This is a genomic window from Soonwooa sp. (genome assembly GCF_032062245.1).
In the GTDB taxonomy this organism is placed as follows: domain Bacteria; phylum Bacteroidota; class Bacteroidia; order Flavobacteriales; family Weeksellaceae; genus Soonwooa.
In genome coordinates this window covers 1-21476 of sequence record NZ_DAMBQF010000002.1, presented here as the reverse complement: position 1 = coordinate 21476, position 21476 = coordinate 1, and the positions used below count along the sequence as shown (strand labels likewise).

Genomic DNA, 21476 nt, shown 5'->3' with positions numbered 1-21476 from the left:
AAATCAATATTTATAATTTTTAAACATTTAATCATATTCAATTAACATTAAATAACAAAACAATTATTTTACAATTAATTATTACACAAATGTTAAAGATGTTAAAATATTTCATAAATTAGAAGTCATTAACACGAACTAAAAGATGAAGTTTAACCTGATGACGCTAGATGAAGATGATCGCGATGTCTACATAACAGGAAATTTTAACGCTTGGGATCCGAAAGATCCAAATTTTAAAATGACAAAAATTGACAATGCACATTATTTCATAGATATCGCGGACGACAAGTTGCCAGATATCGTAGAGTATAAATTCACAAAAGGAGGCTGGGAAAATGTTGAAATCGACAAATATGACAATATTACAGCCAACAAAAAAGTAAAAAAAACAGATAAAGAATCAAATAATAAAGTCGAAAAATGGCGTATCAATTGGGGACCTTTCAAAAAAGAATTTTTTCCAAATGTAGAATTAATAGATGAAGCTTTCTACAGTCCACAATTGGACAAAACACGCAAAGTTTGGGCGCTTCTACCCTACAATTACCACGAAACCGAACAAGATTATCCAGTTTTATACTTACAAGATGCACAAAATCTTTTTAATGAAAGTTCGGCTTTTGGAAATTGGGAAATCGACAAAAAGCTGGCTTTATTAGCGGAATATGGACGTGGTAATCTCATCGTAATTGCAGTAGAACACGGCAATAACGACAGAATTAAAGAATATATTTTTGATAACGAAGAAGTTACCGAAGGTGCAGAAGGCAAAAAATATTTAAGATTTATAACAGATACACTTAAGGCATTTGTTGACAAAAATTATAGAACCAAAAAAGATCGCGACAACACAGGCATTGGAGGAAGTTCGTTAGGTGCGCTCATCAGCATCTATGCAGGATTTCTTTATCCTGAAGTCTATTCCAAATTGTTGATATTTTCGCCATCGCTTTGGGTGGAGCCGAATAATGATTTTCCATTGATGAAATTTAGCAAAGCTTTTTACACCAAAGTTTATCTCTACGGTGGTGCAAAAGAAGGTTCGCAAATGGTTGAAAGAATAGAAAAATTCGAAACCGCTTTACAAACTTGGGAGCTTCAAGATTATTTTGATTTTGAAACTAAAACAAGCATTAATGCTGAAGGAACACATCAAGAATTCTATTGGTCGCAAGAATTTCCAAGAGCGATAGAATGGCTGTATTATGATACGCTTGAAGATCCAACCACAATAAAAAAAACCTCTACAACTGAAAAAAATGGCTAAAAAAGATAGCATACAACAAACAATACAACTTTATACAACCGAAGATTGGTCAATTTCTAAAGCTGATTTTCCAAAAAATATGCAATTGTTTTTTTCTGCGGCAGAGAAAGAATTTTTCGTGATTGCCGAGGAAAATTCTGTGCAATATTTTATTGGTTTTGGAAAGAAGATAACAACCGCCAATCTTTTAGACATTGGAAAAAGTTTTTCTTACAAATACCGAAAATCTCTTCTTGCACAAAAACTTATTATTAAAAATGAGTTAAAGGACGATGAGTTAGAAGCCTTTATTATTGGACTTTTCCAAGGGACTTATCAATATCCATTCAAAAATGAACATCCTTTTTGGAGTTCTGATTTTGAAATTGAAACCTCTAAACAAGACAAAAAAACGATTAATGCGATTATAAAAGATGCAAAAGCCCTTTGTATAGGACAATTCGCTGGAATGGATTGGCTTAACAAACCTGCCAACCAAAAGAAAGTGGATGATATTTCTTCATTTTTAAACGAGATTTCAAAAAAATATAAGTTAAAATATAAAGCTTACAATCGAGAAGAATCGATTAAAAAAGGCTTAGGCGCTTTTGTAGCGGTTAATCAGGGAAGTGCTATGGATGCGGCATTTACCATTTTAGAATATCAAAGTTCTAAAAAATCTGCTCCGACGATTGGACTTGTTGGGAAATGTGTTTTGTTTGATACAGGTGGAATTTCAATTAAACCTTCTGCAAATCTTCATTACATGAAAAGCGATATGGGTGGCGCTTCAGCGGTAATTGGCGCATTAATCTATGCAGCGGAAATGCAACTTCCAATTAACATAATTGCGGTTTTACCAATAACCGATAATGCAGTTTCGGAAAAATCTTATTTACCAAGTGATGTCGTAAAAGCCTACAACGGAAAAACGATAGAAATTATCGATACCGATGCTGAAGGCCGATTAACATTAGCCGACGGTCTTTCTTACATCACCAAAAATTACAAATTGAACCATCTTATTGACCTTGCAACTTTAACGGGAAGCAGTGTAAGAATGTTCGGAAACACTTGTGGCGCTTATTTTTGTAATGATAATCAACTGAATCAAAAACTACAATCTTCAAGCGAAAAAAGTCAAAACAGAATCTGGAATCTTCCACTTTGGGATGTTTGGAAATCTGAGATAACTTCGGATGTTGCTGATTTTAAAAACATTTCATTAAAACCTGTTGGTGACTGTATTGTTGCTGCAAAATTTTTGGAACAATTTATCAACGATCATCCATCATGGGCACATCTTGACATCGCTGGTGTCGCCTACGGAAATGTCGAATATGCGAAAGATAAAGCGGCAACTGGCTACGGCGTACACTTGCTAGCGCAACTTTTCAAAACTTATAATTGATGATACAAAGTAAAATACGATGGAAAAAACTATTGTCTGTATATCCTGTTACTACAAAGGATTTGACTTTATTGATGAAGCTAAAAAACTTGGCAACAAAGTCATTTTGATTACCTCTGAGTCTTTGAAAACCAAAGACTGGCCTTGGCATGCGATTGACGAAGTCTATTATATGTCGGAGATTGCGCCTTCAACTTGGAATCTCGAACATCTTGTACAAGGATTTTCTTATTTAATGAAAATTCATCAAGTGGATGCTGTCGTTGCTTTGGACGATTATGATGTCGAAAAAGCGGCTATGATTCGCGAAACTTATAGAATCCCAGGCATGGGACAAACGACACATCGTTATTTCCGTGATAAGTTAGCGATGCGTCAACAAGCTTTGGATAACGATATTAATGTACCTGAATTTTCATCGATATTTAATGATGAAAAATTAAATAGTTTCATAGAAGAACATCCAGGTCCGTGGGTTTTAAAACCTCGATCTGAAGCATCTGCAAGTGGCATTAAAAAAATAAAAGATCGTGATCAACTTTGGTCTGTAATAGAAAATCTAAAAGAAGAACGTTACAAATTTCTCCTAGAAAGTTTTAAGCCAGGAAAGGTTTATCATGTCGATTGTCTCATTTATAAACATCAAATTGTTTTCGCATGTTGTTCGCAATATACCTCGCCGCCGATGAAAGTGTCGCACGAAGGTGGAGTTTTTGCAACAAGAACTTTGGATCAAAATTCGGATTTTACAAAAGCACTTTTAAAAATTAATCAACAAGTTTTAGAAAAATTTGGAATTAAAAACGGCGCAACTCACAGCGAATTTATCTTCGGAGATGATGGACAGTTTTATTTTCTAGAAACCTCATCACGTGTTGGCGGTGCGCACATTCCGGATATGATAGAAGCGGCAACTGGGGTTAATATTTGGAGAGAATGGGCAAGATTAGAAGATGCTTTATTACGCAAAAATGATTATTCTGTAGAGATTAAATCCAATCTTTTTGCTGGACTTTTAATTGCTTTAGCAAAGGAAAAAAATCCTGACACTTCGATTTTTAAATGTCCACAGATTTTCAAATTTTTATCCATTGACAATCACATCGGAATCGTTTTTAAATCCGAGTCTGAGCAACAAATTATTGAAGACCTCGACTGCGCCTCAGAAATTATCGCAGAAAGCATCCTCAATATATTACCACCTACAGAAAAACCAACCTCTTAAACTCACAAAAATGCAAATCGAACATACAGAATATTATTCTCACATTTTGGGGAGAAACTTAAAAATCGAAATTACAGGACATTTTGGATATCCTATCATTATGTTTCCGACCTCGCAAGGTTCTTACACTCAGAATACTGATTTTCATCTCAATGAAAGTATTTCCACTTTTATTGATGATGGAAAAGTTAAGTTATACAATGTCGAAACCATTGACAAAGATACTTTTTACGCGGATCATTTATCACCCGCAGAACGCATCCGAAACTACGAAAGCTACATTCAGTTTTTGGTGCAAGAATTTGTGCCTTCGATCCAAAAATTACATCAGACGCATCGTGTAGCTGTAGCAGGTTGCAGTTTTGGAGGTTATCATGCTTCTAACTTTGCTTTTAGATATCCAGATTTGGTATCGCATTTATTTTGTTTGTCTGGCGCTTTTTCGATTAGAAGTTTTATGGATAATTATCAAGATAATTTGGTGTATTTCAATTGTCCAGAAGAATTTATGCCAAATGATGAAGCTTGGAAATATCGACACATGCAGATTGTGTTAAGCACTTCTGACCAAGATATTTGTCTTGATAAAACGCGAAAAATGGCTGCAATTTTGGCAACAAAATCCATTAATTTTTGGTATGATGAAGCCAAATGGATTAACCACGATTGGCCACTTTGGCGCATGGTTTTCCCAAAATTTATCTCAAATTATTTTAATTAAATCATTTTAAAAACACATAAAAAAAGTACAATTATGGCTAAGAAAGTAGGAATATTATTTGGTATGGAAGACACGTTTCCATGGGCATTTATAGATAAAGTAAACGAGTTAGGTAACGGCGAAATCATCGCAGAACCTGTTATGATTGACAAACTGGAACAAGGCGCAGATTACGAATACTCAGTAATCATTGACAGAATTTCTCAGGATGTTCCTTTTTATCGTGCTTATCTTAAGAATGCTGCGGTTAACGGAACTTATGTCATCAACAATCCATTTTGGTGGAGCGCAGACGAAAAGTTTTTCAATAATGCACTCATGACAAAAATCGGAATTCCAGTTCCGAAAACTGTGCTTCTTCCATCACACGAAAGACCGACTAACACGTCAGAAACTTCTTTTAGAAACTTAAAATTCCCACACGATTGGGATTATATTTTTAAGTATGTTGGTTTCCCAGCTTATATGAAACCTCATGATGGTGGCGGTTGGCGCAATGTTTATCGTGTAGAAAATCAAGATGACCTTTGGAATAAATTGTCAGAAACTGAACAATTGGTGATGATGGTTCAAGAGGAAATTGTCTTTGAAGATTATTATCGCGTTTATTGTTTGGGCAAAAAATATGTTCATATTATGCCTTACGATCCACGTAATCCACATCATTTGCGTTACGTAACCGAATCAAAATACGAAGGTGAACAATTAGAAAAAGTTCTAAAAACAATTCATGATTATACTTTGAAAATTAATGAAGCTTTAGGATATGATTTTAACACGGTTGAATTCGCTGTAAGAGACGGAATTCCTTATGCTATCGATTTCTGTAATCCTGCGCCAGACGCTGATCGCAACTCGGTTGGTGAAGATAATTTTCAATGGATTGTGGAACATTCTGCAAAATTAGCTATCGAAAAAGCCAAAGAATATGTTTCTGGAAAACCTAATATTTCTTGGGGCGATTTCGTGAAAGATTCTGTTAAAAAATAGAGCTTTTCTAACATCAAAAACACAAACTATGCACAGATTTACGATAGGAGTTGAAGAAGAATACCAGATCATCGATGCCGAAACACGCGATTTGGTTTCGCATGTTTCCAAAATCATTGAAGGCGGAAAAACACTTCTCAGCGAAAACCTAAAACACGAAATGCACGAATCCGTTGTCGAAATGGAAACCGGCATTTGTCAAAACGTTAAAGAAGCCAGAGAAGAGCTTACCAATCTTCGTCGTCATCTTGTAAAAGTGGCGCACGAGCAAGGTCTTCGCGTTTCTGGAGGTGGCACACATCCGTTTTCGCATTGGAAGAATAATATCATCACCAAAGATGCTCGTTACGACAAGCTGGTAAACGATATGGGCGATGTTGCACGTTCTAATCTTATTTTCGGATTACACGTACACATCGGCATTCCTGATCGAGAAGAAGGTATCAGAATCCAGAATGTTATGCGTTACTTTTTGCCTCACGTTTATGCTTTGTCTACCAATTCGCCGTTTTGGGTTGGTCGTTTGACAGGTTTCAAATCTTATCGTCAAGAAGTTTTTGCGAAATTTCCGAGAACTGGGATTCCGAGTTACTTTAGTAGTGTTGCAGAGTTTGATGCTTACGTTAATTTGATGATTAAAACAGGAACGATTGACAATGCTAAGAAAATCTGGTGGGATCTGCGTGTCCATCCATTCTATCCAACCATCGAATTTAGGATTTGCGACATGCCATTAACCATTGACGAGACGGTTTGTCTGGCTGCAATCATGCAATGTTTGGTGGCAAAAATTTACAAAATGCATCAACAAAACATCAGCTTCCGATCTTATCGAAGATTGATGATTTCTGAAAATAAATGGCGTGCTTCTAAAGATGGAATCCACGCTAACTTAATCGATTTTGGGAAAGAAAGAAGTGTTCCGTATTCCGATTTATTGGACGAACTTTTACTGTTTATCGACGATGTTGTGGACGAGCTAGATTGTCGTCAAGAAGTTGAATATTCGCGAGAAATTTTAAAAATGGGAACTGGTGCAGATCGACAGCTACAAGTCTTTAACGAAAGTGGCGGCGACCTAAAAGCAGTTGTTGATTATATGATTTTCGAAACAGAAAAAAGTGTCATCTAGCCAGCCTTTAAAGTCGTGAAAAAAGCCATTTGTTAATATTTGCTTAACTTTGCATAAATTTTTGCAGTATGAATCAAGCAGTTAGAATCGCAATTTTAGATATGAATAACAGTTTCCCCAACCAAGGATTGGCAAATATTATTCAGATTTCTGAAAATTTTAAAAATACAAACTCCGAGCAAATCAGCATCGAAGTTTTCGATGTTCGCTATAAAAACGAAATGCCAAATATTGAAGATTTCGATATATTCATTTCGTCAGGTGGTCCCGGAAATCCACACAAAGAAGGTTTTGCTTGGGAAACACCTTACGCCAATTTTTTAAACGGAATTTGGGATTACAATAAAAATAACGAAGACAAAAAATACTTGTTTTTGATTTGTCACTCATTCCAATTAGCGGTTATCAATTGGAAGTTGGCGAATGTTTGTAAAAGAAAATCTTACTCGTTTGGTGTGATGCCAATACATAAAACAGAGGAAGGCGAGCATGAAATTTTATTTAAAAATCTGCCAGAACCTTTCTACGCTGTGGATTCGCGCTCATACCAATGCATCGAACCAAACGACGAGAAGTTAAACGAACTGGGAATGAAGGTTGTCGCAATCGAAAAAATGCGGCCGAATATCCAATTAGAAAGAGCATTGATGGCGATTCGTTTTTCGGATGAGATTTTCGGGACTCAATTCCATCCTGAAGCCAATCCAGCTGGCATGTTAGAAAATCTAAAAGACGAATCTAACAAACAAGCGATGATTAGCAGCTTCGGCATGGAAAAGTATTTGGAAACACTTGACAGAATTGATGATGAAGACAAAATTATTTTGACCCAAAAAGAAATTTTACCGAGTTTTTTAAAGATGGCTCAAGACAAAATTTTGCAAGCGCTAGCTCACAGTTTGGATTAATTAACTAAAAAAAACAAGGCACAAATGGTACCTAAATATAGAGATCAATTTAATCAAGAATTCACCAACGAAAAATATGAGTTGATGAAGGAGATGATCCACGAAAAAACTGGACAATACACAGGTTTTCGCCTTTGCGAGGCGCCAGTTTTTTTACCCTATTCTTTTAGAGAAAAATTATTATACGCTGCCGAATCTATTTTGGAACAAATTAACAAAATCCCAAAAGAGGTTTTTGATAAAGCTATTCCAGCAAACTGTTTTGTGCCACATGACACAGACAAGCCGCATTTTTTGTGCATCGATTTTGGTATTTGTCGTGGCGCCGATGGTAAGCCAATGCCTCAGTTAATCGAGTTACAAGCTTTCCCATCACTTTATGCATTTGAAGAATTGCATCGTGATGTTGTTTTCGAAGTTTTTCCGTTTTTGTCAGAGTTATCGCAGCGTATTCCGTATGATCAACTTATCGAGATTATGAAAGAAGTTATCGTTGGCGACGAAAATCCCGAAAATGTCATTCTTCTCGAAGTCTATCCTGAACGTCAAAAAACAAAAATTGATTTTAAAATCACTGAAGATCTTTTACACATAAAAACCGTTTGTCTTAGCAAGGTTAAAAAAAGAGGTCGCGAGATTTTTTATGAAAACGATAATGGCGAATTAGTCAGAATTAAACGTATCTACAACCGTGTTATCTTGGACGAACTGGATAAAATCGAAGGTTTTGAATCGGAGTTTAATATTCGTGAAGATGTCGATGTAGAATGGGTTACACACCCAAATTGGTTTTATAAAATTTCAAAATATGTATTGCCTCTTTTGGAGCATACTTACATCCCAGAAAGCTATTACGCCAACGAATTCCCGAGTGATGAAAATATTGAAGAATATGTCTTAAAACCTTTATATTCCTTTGCTGGTGGTGGTATTAACCTACATCCGACTAAAGAAACTTTAGTACAAATCGATGATCCTTCTCAATATATTTTGCAGAAAAAAGTAGAGTATGCAGAAGTTTTCCGTGATCCAAATGGCGACTACGCAAAAGGAGAAATACGAATGCTTTTCATTTGGAAACCTGGCGACGAATTCCCCACTTATCTTAATAATTTGGTAAGAATGACCAAGTCCGACATGGCGAATGTTGATTTTAATAAAGCTGACCAAATGTGGACAGGAAGCTCTTTTGCCTTGTTTGTGAAATAGTTTTCCAATAAATTAAAACGGAATAGTTTCGATTATAACAAAAAATGCCACATTACTAATGCGGCGTTTTTTTATTGTATTTATAAATTACATTTGAACTCTTATTTTTATCTAAAAATTAACTGATTAGTTTTGGAATTAATTATCCCGAAACTGCGGCCGGGATGGAACGGCCTGTTGGAGCTCGCGCCGCAGGCGTGGGCCAATGCGTTGGCGCGGCGCAGCGACTAGTGACAGCCCGAAATGCCGCCCAAATAAAAATGTTAAGACACCAAAAGACTGCAGCCGCGAATGTCGGAATGGTCGATTCTGCCCAAAACTTGGAAGCTTTTGCTAAGCGTTTTTGAATTTGGATTTTCAAGGATTTTCCCTAAATCTTGCGTCGCAATAAAGCTGCAAGAATGACGATTGGCGAGGTCGATAATGTTGATCGCACCCGTCCTACCCGACTCCATATACGACAGCGGATCTTCGGTATTTCTCACCAAAATGCGCATCCAGTTGGGACAATCGTAGATATTTTCGCCCATCGAATAAGCTTGAGACAGCAATTCGGTCATTGAATATTCGGAGTAGATTTTGTCGGTTTTAAAGGCTTTTTGGAAAATCGACAACAGCTCGTCTTTTGTCATTTCTTCCTTACGTCCCTTCATACCGCCCGTTTCGATAACGATAAGATTTTCGGTCGAATTAAGTTTAAGATTTTTATATTCTAAAGTGTCCAAAAAGTCCAACAACGCAAACGAAACACCGAAAAGAATGACTTTTTTATCAGAGGTTTTATTTAGAATTTCGAATAAATCGTCGTGATTGTAAAGGAAATAACCGTTCTCTGCTTTGCCCGATTTTTCGATAAGATAGTTCACCATGTAGATTAACGACGAATTGTCGCGCTCCAAATAACTCGGCAAAAGTCCTAAAAATATGAAGTCTTCGGGATTTCCGATAAATTGATCGAAGCTTTTGTAAATGCTTTCTTCGTACAAGCCAAAATCTGAAATCCAATGTTTGGAGAGATTCATCTGCGTCGTCCCCGAACTTTGAAAATACTTTTCAGCAGGTTTTTCGATATCGAGAACTTGATGATTTTTGAACATTTCGATGGGCAAAAAAGGAATCGCTTCCAAAGTTGTCACCGTTTCGGGATTGATGTTGAGATAATCTACAAACTTTTTGTAAACCTCAACATGCCAATATTGAAATCGAAAAGTCTCCAAAGCTGCTTCTAGAAAATCGGCCTCAGTTTGTATGTTGAAAATGGAATTTTGCATTATTAAATTTATTCTTCAAAAGTTTTCAAATGGAATTCGCCATCGAAAACGCCGTAAGTAAAATAAGAAATCCAGTCGCCCAAGTTGATATATTTGGCACCTTTTGCTAAATCCAAAACCATAGGCAAATGGCGATGTCCGTAGATGAAATAATCGATATCTTCGGTCTCCAACTTCTTTTTAGAATAGACAATCAAAAACTCTTTGTCTTCGCCCAAAAATGCTTTGTCTTCCTCGCCAGAAATCATTTTATTCTTTTGCGACATATACAATGCAACACGCATAGCAATGTCCGGATGCAACCATTTGAAAGCCCATTGCGCAATAGGATTGGTAAACAATTTCTTCATCCTTTTGTAGCCTTTGTCGCCAGGACCAAGCCCATCGCCGTGTGCCAACAAAAAGCGCTTGCCAGCTGCCGAAAAATATTGTTTTGAAAAATAAACCGTACAACCGATTTCTTCTTCAAGATAGTTTTTCATCCACAAATCGTGGTTGCCAACAAAGAAATAAATATCAATTCCTGAATCTTTTAGCTCTGCCAACTTTCCTAAAACACGGACATAACCTTTCGGAATGACGTATTGCCACTCATGCCAAAAATCGAATAAGTCGCCCATCAAAAACAAAACCTGCGCATCTTTCTTGATATCGTTAAGCCAACGTATAAAACGCTCTTCACGAATCTTACTAGATTTGGGATCTGGCGCACCAAAATGTTGGTCCGATGCAAAATAGATTTTTTTGTCTGGTGAAAGATTAATTGGCGTCATTCAGGAATTCGAAATACGATTTTAAAACTAAAATTAATTTTCTTCAGCCAACCATTCTCCATAAGAATTTTCGGTCTCGTGGAGTTTAAGATAAGCTAACTCGATAGTATTAGGAAGTTTATTTTTGATTTTTGCAGCGATGTCGTACAACATATTTTCGCAAGTCGGTTGGTAATCGCAAAAGATAACTTTGTGTCCTTCGTCTGCCAATTTTTGACCAAGATTTTTGTGTGGCGAAGCACCATTTACCAAAACAGCATGATCCCAAACATCAACCACTTCTTCTTTTACAATTTTTTTAATATCACCAAAATCGACCACCATTCCGTTTTTTACATTATCCAAATCATTGATAGGATTTCCTTTTACAGTAACGAAAAGCTTGTAAGAATGACCATGCATATTTTTGCATTTTCCATCATAATTATAAAGAACATGGGCGGTCTCGAAAGTGAAAATTTTTGTAATACGAATCATATTGCAAAGATAAGCATTTTTAGTTTCAAGAATATTAGAATTCTGTTGCATGAAGCATTCGAAATTTTATGAAAAATTGGGTTTTTCTAAAAGTTTAAAAATTTGTAATTTGGCGAATAATATTTAAAAGTAGAAAAGAGACATGTCAACATTAACTTTTGCAGAAAAAATCGCGCAAGCAGAAAATTTCCTTCCAATCAACGGAACAGATTATATAGAATTTTATGTAGGAAATGCTAAACAAGCAGCCCATTTTTACAAGATAGCTTTTGGGTTTCAATCTGTTGCTTATGCAGGCCCAGAAACTGGCGTTAGAGATCGCGCTTCTTACGTTCTTCAACAAGGAAAAATTAGATTGGTTTTAACAACTGGATTGAAGTCTAATTCTCCGATCTGCGAACATGTAAAAAAACATGGTGATGGTGTTAAAATCTTGGCTTTATGGGTAGATGACGCTTACAAAGCTTTCGAAGAAACTACAAAAAGAGGTGGAAAACCTTATTTAGAGCCAACAACCATTACAGATGAATTCGGTGAAGTTAGAATGTCAGGGATTTATACTTACGGTGAAACGGTTCATATGTTTGTAGAAAGAAAAAATTACTCTGGACCATTCATGCCAGGTTATGAAAAATGGGAAAGTGATTATAATCCTGAAGATGTTGGTTTACTTTATGTTGACCACTGCGTTGGGAATGTAGATTGGGACAGAATGCTTCCTGTTGTTAAATGGTATGAAGATGTGATGGGATTTGTAAATATTCTTTCTTTTGACGATAAGCAAATTAATACTGAATATTCTGCATTAATGTCTAAAGTGATGTCTAACGGAAATGGTTTCGCGAAATTCCCAATTAACGAGCCTGCAGAAGGAAAGAAAAAATCTCAAGTTGAAGAATATTTGGATTTCTATGAAGGCGAAGGCGTGCAACATATTGCTGTTGCTACAAAAGATATTGTACATACCGTAACTGAGCTTAAAAAGAGAGGTGTTGAATTCCTTTCTGCGCCACCAGAAGCTTATTACGACATGATTCCTGAAAGAGTTGGAACAATTGACGAGGATATTAAAAAACTTCAATCTCTAGGAATTTTGGTTGATTGTGATGAAGAAGGATATTTATTACAAATTTTCACAAAACCTGTTGAAGATCGCCCTACTCTTTTCTTCGAAATTATCGAAAGACACGGCGCGCAAAGTTTTGGAGCAGGAAACTTCAAAGCCCTTTTCGAAGCTTTAGAAAGAGAGCAAGAGAAAAGAGGAAATCTTTAAAAACATAAAACACTTAGATGAAAAAAATACTTTTTGTTTGTATGTTAATGCTGGCTATGGACAGCATTAATGCACAAAATTACGAACAGCTTAATAATCTAATCTCAAAAATAGAAAAGAGAAATAAGCAAAATCGCGATGCAACAGATTACATTATCGAAGATAAAAAATATGTATTTATTCAAAAGTTCGATGATCATGATGAAAGACACATCATAGAGTTTAGTCCTGATAAAAGTTTTACACTAATAGAACTTTTTGATGATCATAAAACTGGAAAAACAGCCTCCAACGTTTTTACTGGAGATTATGTTCGAAAAAAAAATGTGGTTTCGGTAAGAGCTGACAAACTTGAAGGTAAAAAAATAGGAATGCCTCTCACCTACACATTTTACTTAATGAATGCTAAGAAAGTTTGGTATCTGAAAGATCTTAACAGCGATGGTCGTTGGATCGAAAATACTACTCTTGGCAAGAAAAAATAAAAATTAACAATTATGAAATCATTTGTAGATTACAGTCATGACAGTGACTTTTCTATCCATAATATTCCGTTCGGTGTAGCGGTTTTTAATAAAGAATATATCGCTTGTGCGACAAGAATTGGTGATATCGTTATCGATTTAGCAAGTCTACACGATTTTGGCTATTTCGAAAACATCAAAGGTCTAGACGAAAACGTTTTTGAAGCTTATACCTTAAATGAATTTATAGAATTAGGTAAACCAATTACCAACGATGTTCGTTTAAAAATTCAAGAATTATTGCTAGAAGGTTCTCCTTTAGCAAACGATGAAAAAACGAAAGAGGTTTGTTTCTTTGATTTGGACAAAGTACAAATGATGATGCCTGTACACGTTCCGAATTACACGGATTTCTACAGCAGTATTCAACATGCAACCAATGTTGGGATGCTTTTCCGCGATCCAGCCAATGCCTTACTACCCAACTGGAAACATCTTCCTGTAGGCTATCATGGCCGCGCCTCTTCGATCGTTGTTTCTGGTGTTGACATCCAACGTCCAGTTGGTCAAATAAAACCACCAACTGCTGAAAAGCCTTTCTTTAGTCCAAGTCTACAATTAGATTTCGAATTAGAAATGGGATTTGTTGTTAATAAAAACACAGAACTTGGCGAGCATATTCCAATGGAAGAAACAGAAGATGCGATCTTTGGAATGATGATTTTCAACGATTGGTCGGCTAGAGATATTCAGTCTTGGGAATATATTCCGTTAGGTCCATTTTTAGGCAAGAATTTCGGGTCAAACATTTCGCCTTGGATTGTTACAATGGAAGCATTAAATCCTTTCAGAACTGAATCTCCAAAGCAAGATCCAGAAGTTTTAGATTATCTAAAATTCGAAGGCGACAAAAACTACGATATTAATTTAGAAGTTTATCTAAAACCAGAAAATGGCGAGGATAACCTGATTAGTGCTAGCAACTACAAATTCATGTACTGGAATATGTGCCAACAATTAGCGCATCACACTGTTAATGGTTGTAATGTTGAAGTTGGCGATATCTACGCAAGTGGAACTATTTCTGGTGAAGATCCAAAATCTTATGGATCTATGTTAGAATTAACTTGGAGAGGTCAAAATCCTATCAAATTGTCAAACGGTGAGGAGAGAAAATTCGTTGAGGATAATGACACGATTACGATGAAAGCTTGGTCAGAAAAAGATGGTATTCGTGTAGGATTTGGAGAAGTAACTTCTAAAATTTTACCAGCAAGAAAAATTTAAGTTTTTTATCATTTTTAAAACCACAAAAGCACTTTACATCTTAATCTTATTTTGTGGTTTAAAATATTTCAAAAACAATGTTTTAAAACCTTTTGTGGTTCAAAAAATATGAAAACAATAACACCATCGGATCTTACAAGTCCGCAGTTACAATTGGTGATGCAGTCGGCAATTGCGCCACGACCAATTGCTTTAGCCAGTACAATTAACGCAAAAGGAGAAATCAATCTTTCTCCTTTTAGCTTTTTTAATATGTTTAGTACCAAGCCGCCGATTCTTATTTTTTCGCCGAGTCGTCGCGTTCGTGACAATACGACCAAACATACGCTTCATAACTTGTTAGAAGTTCCTGAAGTCGTTATTGGTAATGTTAATTACGATATGGTACAACAAGTTTCTTTGGCGAGCACAGAATATGAAGACGGCGTTAACGAATTCGTGAAATCTGGTCTGACCATGAAGCCTGCGGAATTGGTAAAACCACCATTAATTGCAGAATCACCTGTTAATTTTGAATGCAAAGTTTTAGAAATTAAATCTTTAGGCGAAGTTGGCGGATCAGGAAATTTGATTATTTGTAAGATTGTAAAGATTCATATTCAAGAACAATACTTTGGAGATGATGGCAATCTAGATCAAAACAAACTCGATTTGGTGGCGAGACTTGGCGCTAATTATTATTCGAGAAGTAATGCCGATAGTCTTTTTGAAGTTCCAAAACCTTTAGTAACAAAAGGTATTGGATATGATCAATTGCCAGAAGTTATTAAATCTAGTACAGTTTTCACAGGTAACAATCTTGGGATGTTAGCCAATGTTGAAGAACTTTCTGGAACTAAATTTTCCGGTGAAGAAGCTGTACACATCCTTGCACAAGAGCAATTGCATCAAAATAAAATTGCAGAAGCTTGGGAAATTTTAAAACTTGATTAAATGAAAAAAATATCGACTTTAATTTTAGCTTGTTCTACAAGTTTAGTATTCGCGCAAACGATTTCTGAAAGCAGAATCAAAGACATCGTAACAACCCTGGCAGCCGACAATATGAAAGGCAGAAAAGTTGGAACACCCGAAAATGAAAAAGCTGCGGAATATATTGCGGAACAATTTAAAAAGAACAAGTTAGACTATTGTTACGGCAAATCTTATTTGGTTCCGTTTCATTATAATGATGAAATGTACTTTAATGTTTGTGCGATTAAAAAAGGAAAAACCGATAAAATTATAGCTTTCGGAGCACATTTTGACCACATTGGCGAACGTACAACTGGCGAGGACAAAATCTACAATGGCGCGGATGATAACGCCAGCGGAACCTCTGCCGTTATTGCACTTTCCGACTACTACAAAGATCGAAAAGACGATTACAGTTATATGTTTTTAGGTTTTAATGCCGAAGAAATAGGGTTGGTAGGTTCTGACAATTTATCGAATAATGCAGAATTCAAAAAATATCTTCCGAATATCAAAGCGCTTTTCAACTTCGAAATGATTGGTACAAAATCAGAATTTGGAGCTAACAAAATGTTCATGACAGGTGATAATGTTTCGGATTTAAAAGACATTCTGAATCAAAATGCAGTTGGCGATTTCAAAATTGTTGGTGATCCTTATCTTGACCAAGGTTTATTCTATCGCTCTGACAATGTAGGTTTTGTTAAGAAAGACGTTATTGCGCATTCTTTTTCAACCGTGGATATGAACCATCAAAATCATTATCATAAAGTAAATGATGATATTTCTGTTATCGATTTTAAAAACTTAACAGATTTGGTTAACAGCTTTGCAAAAACTTTAGATAAAACTTTACAAAAAGATTTTAATCCAAAGTATAACGAGAAGCTTGAAAAATAAAAAATGTCACTCAAATCTGGGTGACATTTTTTGTTTACATCAAATTACTTTTATAAATGCGCTCTTAGCATCCAAGCCATTTTTTCGTGTTTTTCTAAAAGACCAACCAAGAAATCTTCTGTACCGAAATCTTTAGAGTCATCCATTTTTGAAACAACTTCACGAATGTAAGATATCACAGATTCTTGATCTTCTAACAAAGCTTTGATGAACGACTGACTGTCATTTTTACTAAGTTTTTTCTCTGTCAACCTTGTTAACTGTACAAAGTCTTTTAAGCTTCCTGGTGCCACTTGTCCTAACTGACGAATACGTTCTGCAACCTCATCAATAATCTCTTCGAGCTCGTCATATTGACTTTCAAAAAAGACATGCATTGCGTGAAAATCTGCTCCTTCAACATTCCAATGTGCATTTCGGGTTTTCGTATAAAGAATATGTTCATCTGCTAAAAGTACAGAAAGCGCTTTTACATTATCCTCAATTTGTTTTGCATCTAATCCGATTGAAATTTTCATACTATTTTATTTTTAAATTAATTCAATTTTATATGACAAAAATAAAGCAAATAGCTTACCAATAAGACTTTTCTTAATTCAAAAAGGGAAAATAATAAAAAGATAAAATCTATCAACAATTGTATTTTCGATAGACATATGAAATATCTATAATTTATCTTTTAAAAATTCTATAGTTTTTTCAGTAACAAATTTTAAATCTTTTGGCATTTGTTTTTCGGACCAAGGTTCAAAACTTCCAATACCATGATCGCCGTTTTCAATAACCAATAATTCTGAGTTCTTTGCCCATTGATGAAGCAATTCTGCCTCCCGCAGATTAACCGTTTCGTCCGCTGAACCATGAATTATTAAATAAGGAATCGATAATTTTGTAACAGCATTCTCGATTGTAAATCGTTCTTCATTAGCTTTAAAATCTTCAAAAAACTGAAAATAATGAGGCATCTGCTGTTTGGTTCGTTTATTCTCGATATAGAGAACGCCAGCTTTTTTAATTTCGGGCAACATTTCTTTTGGAGGAAAACGCGATGCATAATCCGAAATTCCTGCAAAATCCACCAAAGCTTTAATACGATGGTCTTCGGAAGCTTGTATAACGACGTTCCCATTGCCACGACTATGACCGATTAAAGCAATTTTGGAAGCATCAACCTCTGGTAGTTTAGAAAAATAATCGATTACGAATGTCAAATCGCTCATCTCTTTAGAATAGTTATTATGACCAAAAGCCTCCAAATCTGCAAAATTAGAAGTGTCATCCAAAGTCGTCCCGTTGTGCGAAAAATTAAATTTCACAAAATAAAAACCTGCCTCAGCAAATGCTTCAGCAAGATAATGCCAAGCACCCCAATCTTTAAAACCTTTATAACCATGCACTAAAATAACCAACGGTAATTTATCTTCACTTTTTTTATAATAAGCGTCGGCTAAAAATGATTTAGTTTCAGGATTAGTAAGGACAATATTTCTGTTAATTTCGATGGACATATTTTATTTTTAAAGTTATAAAAAAGCTAGCAAACCAATTGTAAAAAAAACAGATGGCTTAATTTTTGAAACCTAAAAAAAAACTAAATTTAAAATAGAACATGAGACCAAGATTTATAATCACAGCAACAATAGCAATAGTGGGAGTAGCGGGAGTATCCCACTCTTGTGTCGCTTTAGCAACCTCTAGTATTGGACTTTCAATTATTAAAAAAATATTGATTGGCGGTATTACAAGTGGCGTTTCGACATTTCAAAACAAAGAAGCTTTTATGTCGAATAGTTTAATTGACCAAGCGATGCCATCACAACTGCGAAGTATCAATTCAACTTTAACAAGTCTTGGACTTTCGAATTTAGTTAACAAAGAAAAAGAATACATCGCAGAAGCAGCAGCTTTTACATCAAAATTTGCAGAACCCATTTTAATAAATGGTGTTAACAGCTTAACGACTGATGATGCCGCTAGAATTGCCCAAGGAGGATCTGGTATTGCATCGCAAATTCTTCGCGAAAAAACAGAATCTCAATTGGTTGCTGCTTTGGCGCCAGAAGTTGATAAAAAACTAAACGAATTTGGAATCGTAAAAACAATTAATACAGCATTAAAAGGCAACAATATCTTGGGAAGTTTATTAGGTCAAAACAATAACAGCACTAGCGCAAGTATGTTGAGTAGTTTGGCTTCTCAGCAGCTTGTAAATGGCATGTTTGCTCTTATTACAAATTATGAAAAACAAAACACAGATGTCTTAACCAATGCATTGAAAAAATAAATATTAACCAAACACATTCATTATGAATACTAACAGATTATCAAAAAAAATGCAAGAAGCTCTTATAAAACAGATGACAAAAGAAGCGCATGCGTCGCAGATATTTTTGTCACTTGGGGTTTGGGCTGATACCGAAGGTTATGCTGGAATTGCGAATTTCTTATACCGACATTCGCAAGAAGAACGCAATCATATGATAAAATTTATGAGGTATATTTTGGATCGTGGTGGAGAACCTGAAGTTGAAGCCATTGCAGCGCCACCTGCTAATCCAAAAACACTTACTGATTGTTTTAATAAAGTCTTTGAAAGCGAAGTAGATAACACATATGCAATCTACAAATTGGTAGATTTAGCCTTTGAAGAAAAAGATTGGGCTACTTGGAATTTTATGCAATGGTTTGTAAAAGAACAAATTGAAGAAGAAAAATTAGCACTTGGACTTATCGACAAATTAAAAATCGCTGGTGGAGATAAAGCAACCGACGAGTCACTTTTCAATTTGGATAAAACCTTGGCACAAACGCCGGATGACGAACCACTTCCGCAAGAAGCAACGGCTGACAATCCATAACGGAATAAAAATAAAATATCATTACCTTTGAGTTTCCGAACTGTTTCGGAAACTTTTTTTTAAACCTAAAATTATGGCAGAACTTATTAATGGTGATCATAAAAATCCAGAAGAATTTTATAAATCTCTTCATGAAAAATTGACCGAACATCACAATTTTCCAGAAGAATATTTGTATAAATTTATCGTACCAAGCGACTCTGGAAAGATTACAGAAATCATGAAAGTATTCGACGGACTTCAACACACTTTCACCAGTAGAGATAGTAAAAATGGTAAATACACAGCATGTACAATACAATGTTTTGTGCTAGATGCTGACCAAGTTATCGACATTTACAAAAAAGTTGCAGAAATTGAAGGCGTTGTCATGCTTTAATAATATTAGTAAAAACTAAAAAACCTCCAGAAATTCTAGAGGTTTTTGTTTTATTTTAAATCTTAAAAATTCCATTAAGAATTCTCCAAAATGTAGGTAAACATCAATGGTGCACAGATTGTAGCGTCTGATTCCACGATGTATTTTGGGGTATCGACATCCAATTTCCCCCAAGTGATTTTCTCGTTCGGAACTGCTCCTGAATAAGATCCGTAAGACGTTGTAGAATCTGAAATCTGGCAGAAATACGACCAGAAAGGTACGTCTTCCCACTCCAAATCTTGATACATCATTGGAACTACACAAATTGGGAAATCTCCAGCGATACCTCCACCAATTTGGAAGAATCCAACGCCTTTTCCACCTGAATTTGCACGATACCACTCCGTTAAGTAAATCATATATTCGATACCTGATTTTACAGTGTGAACATTAAGATTTCCTTTGATAACGTTTGAAGTGAAGATGTTTCCTGTTGTAGAATCTTCCCATCCTGGACAAACGATTGGTAAGTTTTTCTCCGCTGCCGCTACGATCCAAGAATCTTTAGGATCGATTTCGTAATATTGTTCTAAAACTCCAGAATTTACCACTTGATATAAGAACTCATGTGGGAAATATCTTTCGCCTTTTTCTTCAGCTGCATGCCAAACATCTTCCAAATGCGTTTGCAATCTTCTGAAAGCTTCTTCTTCTGGAATACATGTATCGGTAACACGGTTAAAGTGCTGATCTAAAAGTTCTCTTTCTTGCTCCGGCGTAAGATCACGGTAGTTAGGAACTCTTTTATAGTGAGAATGGGCAACAAGATTCATTACATCTTCCTCCAAGTTGGCACCTGTACAAGAAATAATATCCACTTTCCCTTGACGAATCATTTCCGCAAGAATTTTACCCATTTCTGCCGTTGACATTGCACCAGCAAGAGTAATCATCATTTTCCCGCCATCTTTTAGGTGGGCAACATAACCTTTAGACGCGTCTACAAGCGCAGCTGCGTTAAAGTGTAAATAGTACTTTTCAAGAAATTCTGAAATTGGTCTATTGCTCATTTTTGAAATTTGTTTTTGCAAAGATAGGAATATTGAAACGTATTGGCTAAATCTTGGTTAAGGAAAAGCCGATTTTATCATTTGTTAAAATTTCTGTTTTAATAATGAAATAATAAACATTTCTAAAAGTTTAAAATAAAGCTATATGCATGTCTTTTTTTAATAAAGACCTATCTTTGCCGAATCAATTCAATAAAATGAAAGGATATATTTTCGCTTTTTTACTTTTAAATATCAATTTTTACTTCAGTCAAAAAAACAAATCTTTAGATTGCTACGACTTGAAAAAAGTTCTCGAAGTTGAAGCAACACCTTTGTACCAACCGCATCTTGACGCTTCCAAAAAATTTAACATCAAACTTTTAAAAGACTCCAAAGATGTTACAAAGTACAATAACAAAGGAAAAATGCCGAAAGTTAAACTGACGGCGAAAGGTTATAAAGTTCAGAAATTGGACTACAGCCGACCTTATCTTGTTTCGAAAGCGAAAACGACTTTAGAGAAAATCGGTTCTAAATTTAACAAAGACAACAAAGGCGCAACAATTACAGTAACTTCAATAACGCGAACTTTGGAAGATCAATGCAAACTTCGCAAAGTGAATAAAAATGCTTCTTTAGGCATTAGCTCTCACAATTATGGCAATTCGTTTGACATTTCTTATGTAAGATTTAATGGAAAACTAGAACATAACACCAAATTGGATGCTGCACTTTTAAAGGTTTTAAAACACTACGAAAGCCTTGGCAGAATTTATTTTATTAAAGAAAAGCAACAGAGTTGTTACCATGTGACGGTGAGAAATTATTAGTTTTGGTTGTTAGTTGATGGTTGTCGGTTTTTGGTTTTTGTCTCTTGTCTCTTGTCTCTTGTCTCTTAATCATAACTAATTCATAATTCATAATTCATAATTCATAATTCATAATTCATAATTCATAATTC

23 protein-coding genes are annotated in these 21476 nt (G+C 35.4%); 17 read left to right on the top strand and 6 right to left on the bottom strand.

Annotated elements, in window-relative coordinates; all coding sequences use genetic code 11:
- The first annotated feature begins 145 nt into the window (after positions 1–145).
- From RT037_RS01885 to RT037_RS01850, 8 genes are all read left to right on the top strand, one after another.
- Positions 146–1270 carry an alpha/beta hydrolase-fold protein gene (locus RT037_RS01885; RefSeq protein WP_313027738.1) on the top strand — a complete coding sequence of 375 codons (1125 nt, stop codon included), beginning with the start codon at positions 146–148 and terminating at the stop codon, positions 1268–1270.
- Complete coding sequence (locus RT037_RS01880; protein ID WP_313027735.1) at positions 1263–2660, top strand: leucyl aminopeptidase family protein; 1398 nt, start codon at positions 1263–1265, stop codon at positions 2658–2660. The genes RT037_RS01885 and RT037_RS01880 overlap by 8 nt, the downstream gene beginning before the upstream one ends.
- Before the next feature lie 19 nt (positions 2661–2679).
- On the top strand, positions 2680–3885 hold the full coding sequence (locus RT037_RS01875) for an acetyl-CoA carboxylase biotin carboxylase subunit family protein (protein ID WP_312322740.1): 1206 nt from the start codon (positions 2680–2682) through the stop codon (positions 3883–3885).
- Between the two features lie 10 nt (positions 3886–3895).
- Positions 3896–4606 (top strand): alpha/beta fold hydrolase, encoded by a 711-nt coding sequence (locus tag RT037_RS01870; protein WP_313027732.1) that lies wholly within the window; start codon positions 3896–3898, stop codon positions 4604–4606.
- Positions 4607–4639: 33 nt separating this feature from the next.
- Positions 4640–5596, top strand: coding sequence for a hypothetical protein (locus tag RT037_RS01865; protein WP_313027728.1), 957 nt, complete (start codon positions 4640–4642; stop codon positions 5594–5596).
- A 28-nt stretch (positions 5597–5624) separates the two neighbouring features.
- Positions 5625–6728 (top strand): carboxylate-amine ligase, encoded by a 1104-nt coding sequence (locus RT037_RS01860; RefSeq protein ID WP_313027725.1) that lies wholly within the window; start codon positions 5625–5627, stop codon positions 6726–6728.
- Between the two features lie 68 nt (positions 6729–6796).
- Entirely contained in the window at positions 6797–7636 is an 840-nt protein-coding gene (locus RT037_RS01855; protein WP_313027720.1) for a glutamine amidotransferase-related protein, read from the top strand.
- A 24-nt stretch (positions 7637–7660) separates the two neighbouring features.
- On the top strand, positions 7661–8845 hold the full coding sequence (locus tag RT037_RS01850; RefSeq protein ID WP_313027717.1) for a hypothetical protein: 1185 nt from the start codon (positions 7661–7663) through the stop codon (positions 8843–8845).
- Positions 8846–9108: 263 nt separating this feature from the next.
- On the opposite strand, the gene RT037_RS01845 is transcribed toward RT037_RS01850, so the two are convergent.
- The 3 genes from RT037_RS01845 to RT037_RS01835 are packed head-to-tail and all read right to left on the bottom strand — an operon-like array spanning position 9109 to position 11366.
- Complete coding sequence (locus RT037_RS01845; RefSeq protein WP_313027711.1) at positions 9109–10116, bottom strand: acyl transferase; 1008 nt, start codon at positions 10114–10116, stop codon at positions 9109–9111.
- A gap of 8 nt (positions 10117–10124) precedes the next feature.
- Positions 10125–10889 (bottom strand): UDP-2,3-diacylglucosamine diphosphatase, encoded by a 765-nt coding sequence (locus RT037_RS01840; protein ID WP_312322750.1) that lies wholly within the window; start codon positions 10887–10889, stop codon positions 10125–10127.
- Positions 10890–10922: 33 nt separating this feature from the next.
- Entirely contained in the window at positions 10923–11366 is a 444-nt protein-coding gene (locus RT037_RS01835) for a 6-carboxytetrahydropterin synthase (protein WP_313028002.1), read from the bottom strand.
- A 142-nt stretch (positions 11367–11508) separates the two neighbouring features.
- Here RT037_RS01835 and hppD point away from each other — a divergent pair, with 142 nt between their 5' ends.
- The 5 genes from hppD (at position 11509) to RT037_RS01810 (ending at position 16244) form a co-directional block, all read left to right on the top strand.
- The gene (hppD, locus tag RT037_RS01830) at positions 11509–12639 is read left to right on the top strand and encodes a 4-hydroxyphenylpyruvate dioxygenase (protein ID WP_313027705.1); all 1131 of its coding nucleotides are present in this window, start codon (positions 11509–11511) and stop codon (positions 12637–12639) included.
- A gap of 17 nt (positions 12640–12656) precedes the next feature.
- Positions 12657–13124, top strand: a complete 468-nt coding sequence (locus RT037_RS01825) for a hypothetical protein (protein WP_312322099.1) — start codon at positions 12657–12659, stop codon at positions 13122–13124.
- 12 nt (positions 13125–13136) lie between these two features.
- The gene (gene fahA, locus RT037_RS01820; RefSeq protein WP_313027701.1) at positions 13137–14390 is read left to right on the top strand and encodes a fumarylacetoacetase; all 1254 of its coding nucleotides are present in this window, start codon (positions 13137–13139) and stop codon (positions 14388–14390) included.
- A 108-nt stretch (positions 14391–14498) separates the two neighbouring features.
- On the top strand, positions 14499–15323 hold the full coding sequence (locus RT037_RS01815) for a flavin reductase family protein (protein ID WP_312322101.1): 825 nt from the start codon (positions 14499–14501) through the stop codon (positions 15321–15323).
- The gene (locus tag RT037_RS01810; RefSeq protein ID WP_312322102.1) at positions 15324–16244 is read left to right on the top strand and encodes a M28 family peptidase; all 921 of its coding nucleotides are present in this window, start codon (positions 15324–15326) and stop codon (positions 16242–16244) included.
- Between the two features lie 50 nt (positions 16245–16294).
- Here the strand turns inward: RT037_RS01810 and RT037_RS01805 are convergent, their stop codons facing one another.
- Positions 16295–16762, bottom strand: a complete 468-nt coding sequence (locus RT037_RS01805) for a DNA starvation/stationary phase protection protein (RefSeq protein ID WP_312322103.1) — start codon at positions 16760–16762, stop codon at positions 16295–16297.
- 147 nt (positions 16763–16909) lie between these two features.
- Positions 16910–17752: a prolyl oligopeptidase family serine peptidase gene (locus RT037_RS01800; protein WP_313027692.1), complete on the bottom strand. Its 843-nt coding sequence runs from the start codon at positions 17750–17752 to the stop codon at positions 16910–16912.
- Between the two features lie 101 nt (positions 17753–17853).
- On the opposite strand from RT037_RS01800, the gene RT037_RS01795 reads away from it, so the two are divergent.
- The 3 genes from RT037_RS01795 to RT037_RS01785 all read left to right on the top strand — a co-directional run bounded on the left by RT037_RS01795 (position 17854) and on the right by RT037_RS01785 (position 19481).
- Positions 17854–18528: a DUF4197 family protein gene (locus tag RT037_RS01795; protein WP_313027689.1), complete on the top strand. Its 675-nt coding sequence runs from the start codon at positions 17854–17856 to the stop codon at positions 18526–18528.
- Positions 18529–18550: 22 nt separating this feature from the next.
- Complete coding sequence (locus RT037_RS01790; RefSeq protein ID WP_313027685.1) at positions 18551–19102, top strand: ferritin; 552 nt, start codon at positions 18551–18553, stop codon at positions 19100–19102.
- Between the two features lie 73 nt (positions 19103–19175).
- Positions 19176–19481, top strand: coding sequence for a DUF493 family protein (locus RT037_RS01785; protein ID WP_312322106.1), 306 nt, complete (start codon positions 19176–19178; stop codon positions 19479–19481).
- A gap of 74 nt (positions 19482–19555) precedes the next feature.
- On the opposite strand, the gene RT037_RS01780 is transcribed toward RT037_RS01785, so the two are convergent.
- Positions 19556–20533 carry a deoxyhypusine synthase family protein gene (locus tag RT037_RS01780; RefSeq protein WP_313027681.1) on the bottom strand — a complete coding sequence of 326 codons (978 nt, stop codon included), beginning with the start codon at positions 20531–20533 and terminating at the stop codon, positions 19556–19558.
- A 197-nt stretch (positions 20534–20730) separates the two neighbouring features.
- Between RT037_RS01780 and RT037_RS01775 the strand changes: the two genes are divergently transcribed.
- A complete protein-coding gene (locus tag RT037_RS01775) occupies positions 20731–21345 on the top strand; it encodes a DUF5715 family protein (protein WP_312322108.1) in 615 nt (204 codons plus the stop codon).
- Positions 21346–21476: the final 131 nt, after the last annotated feature.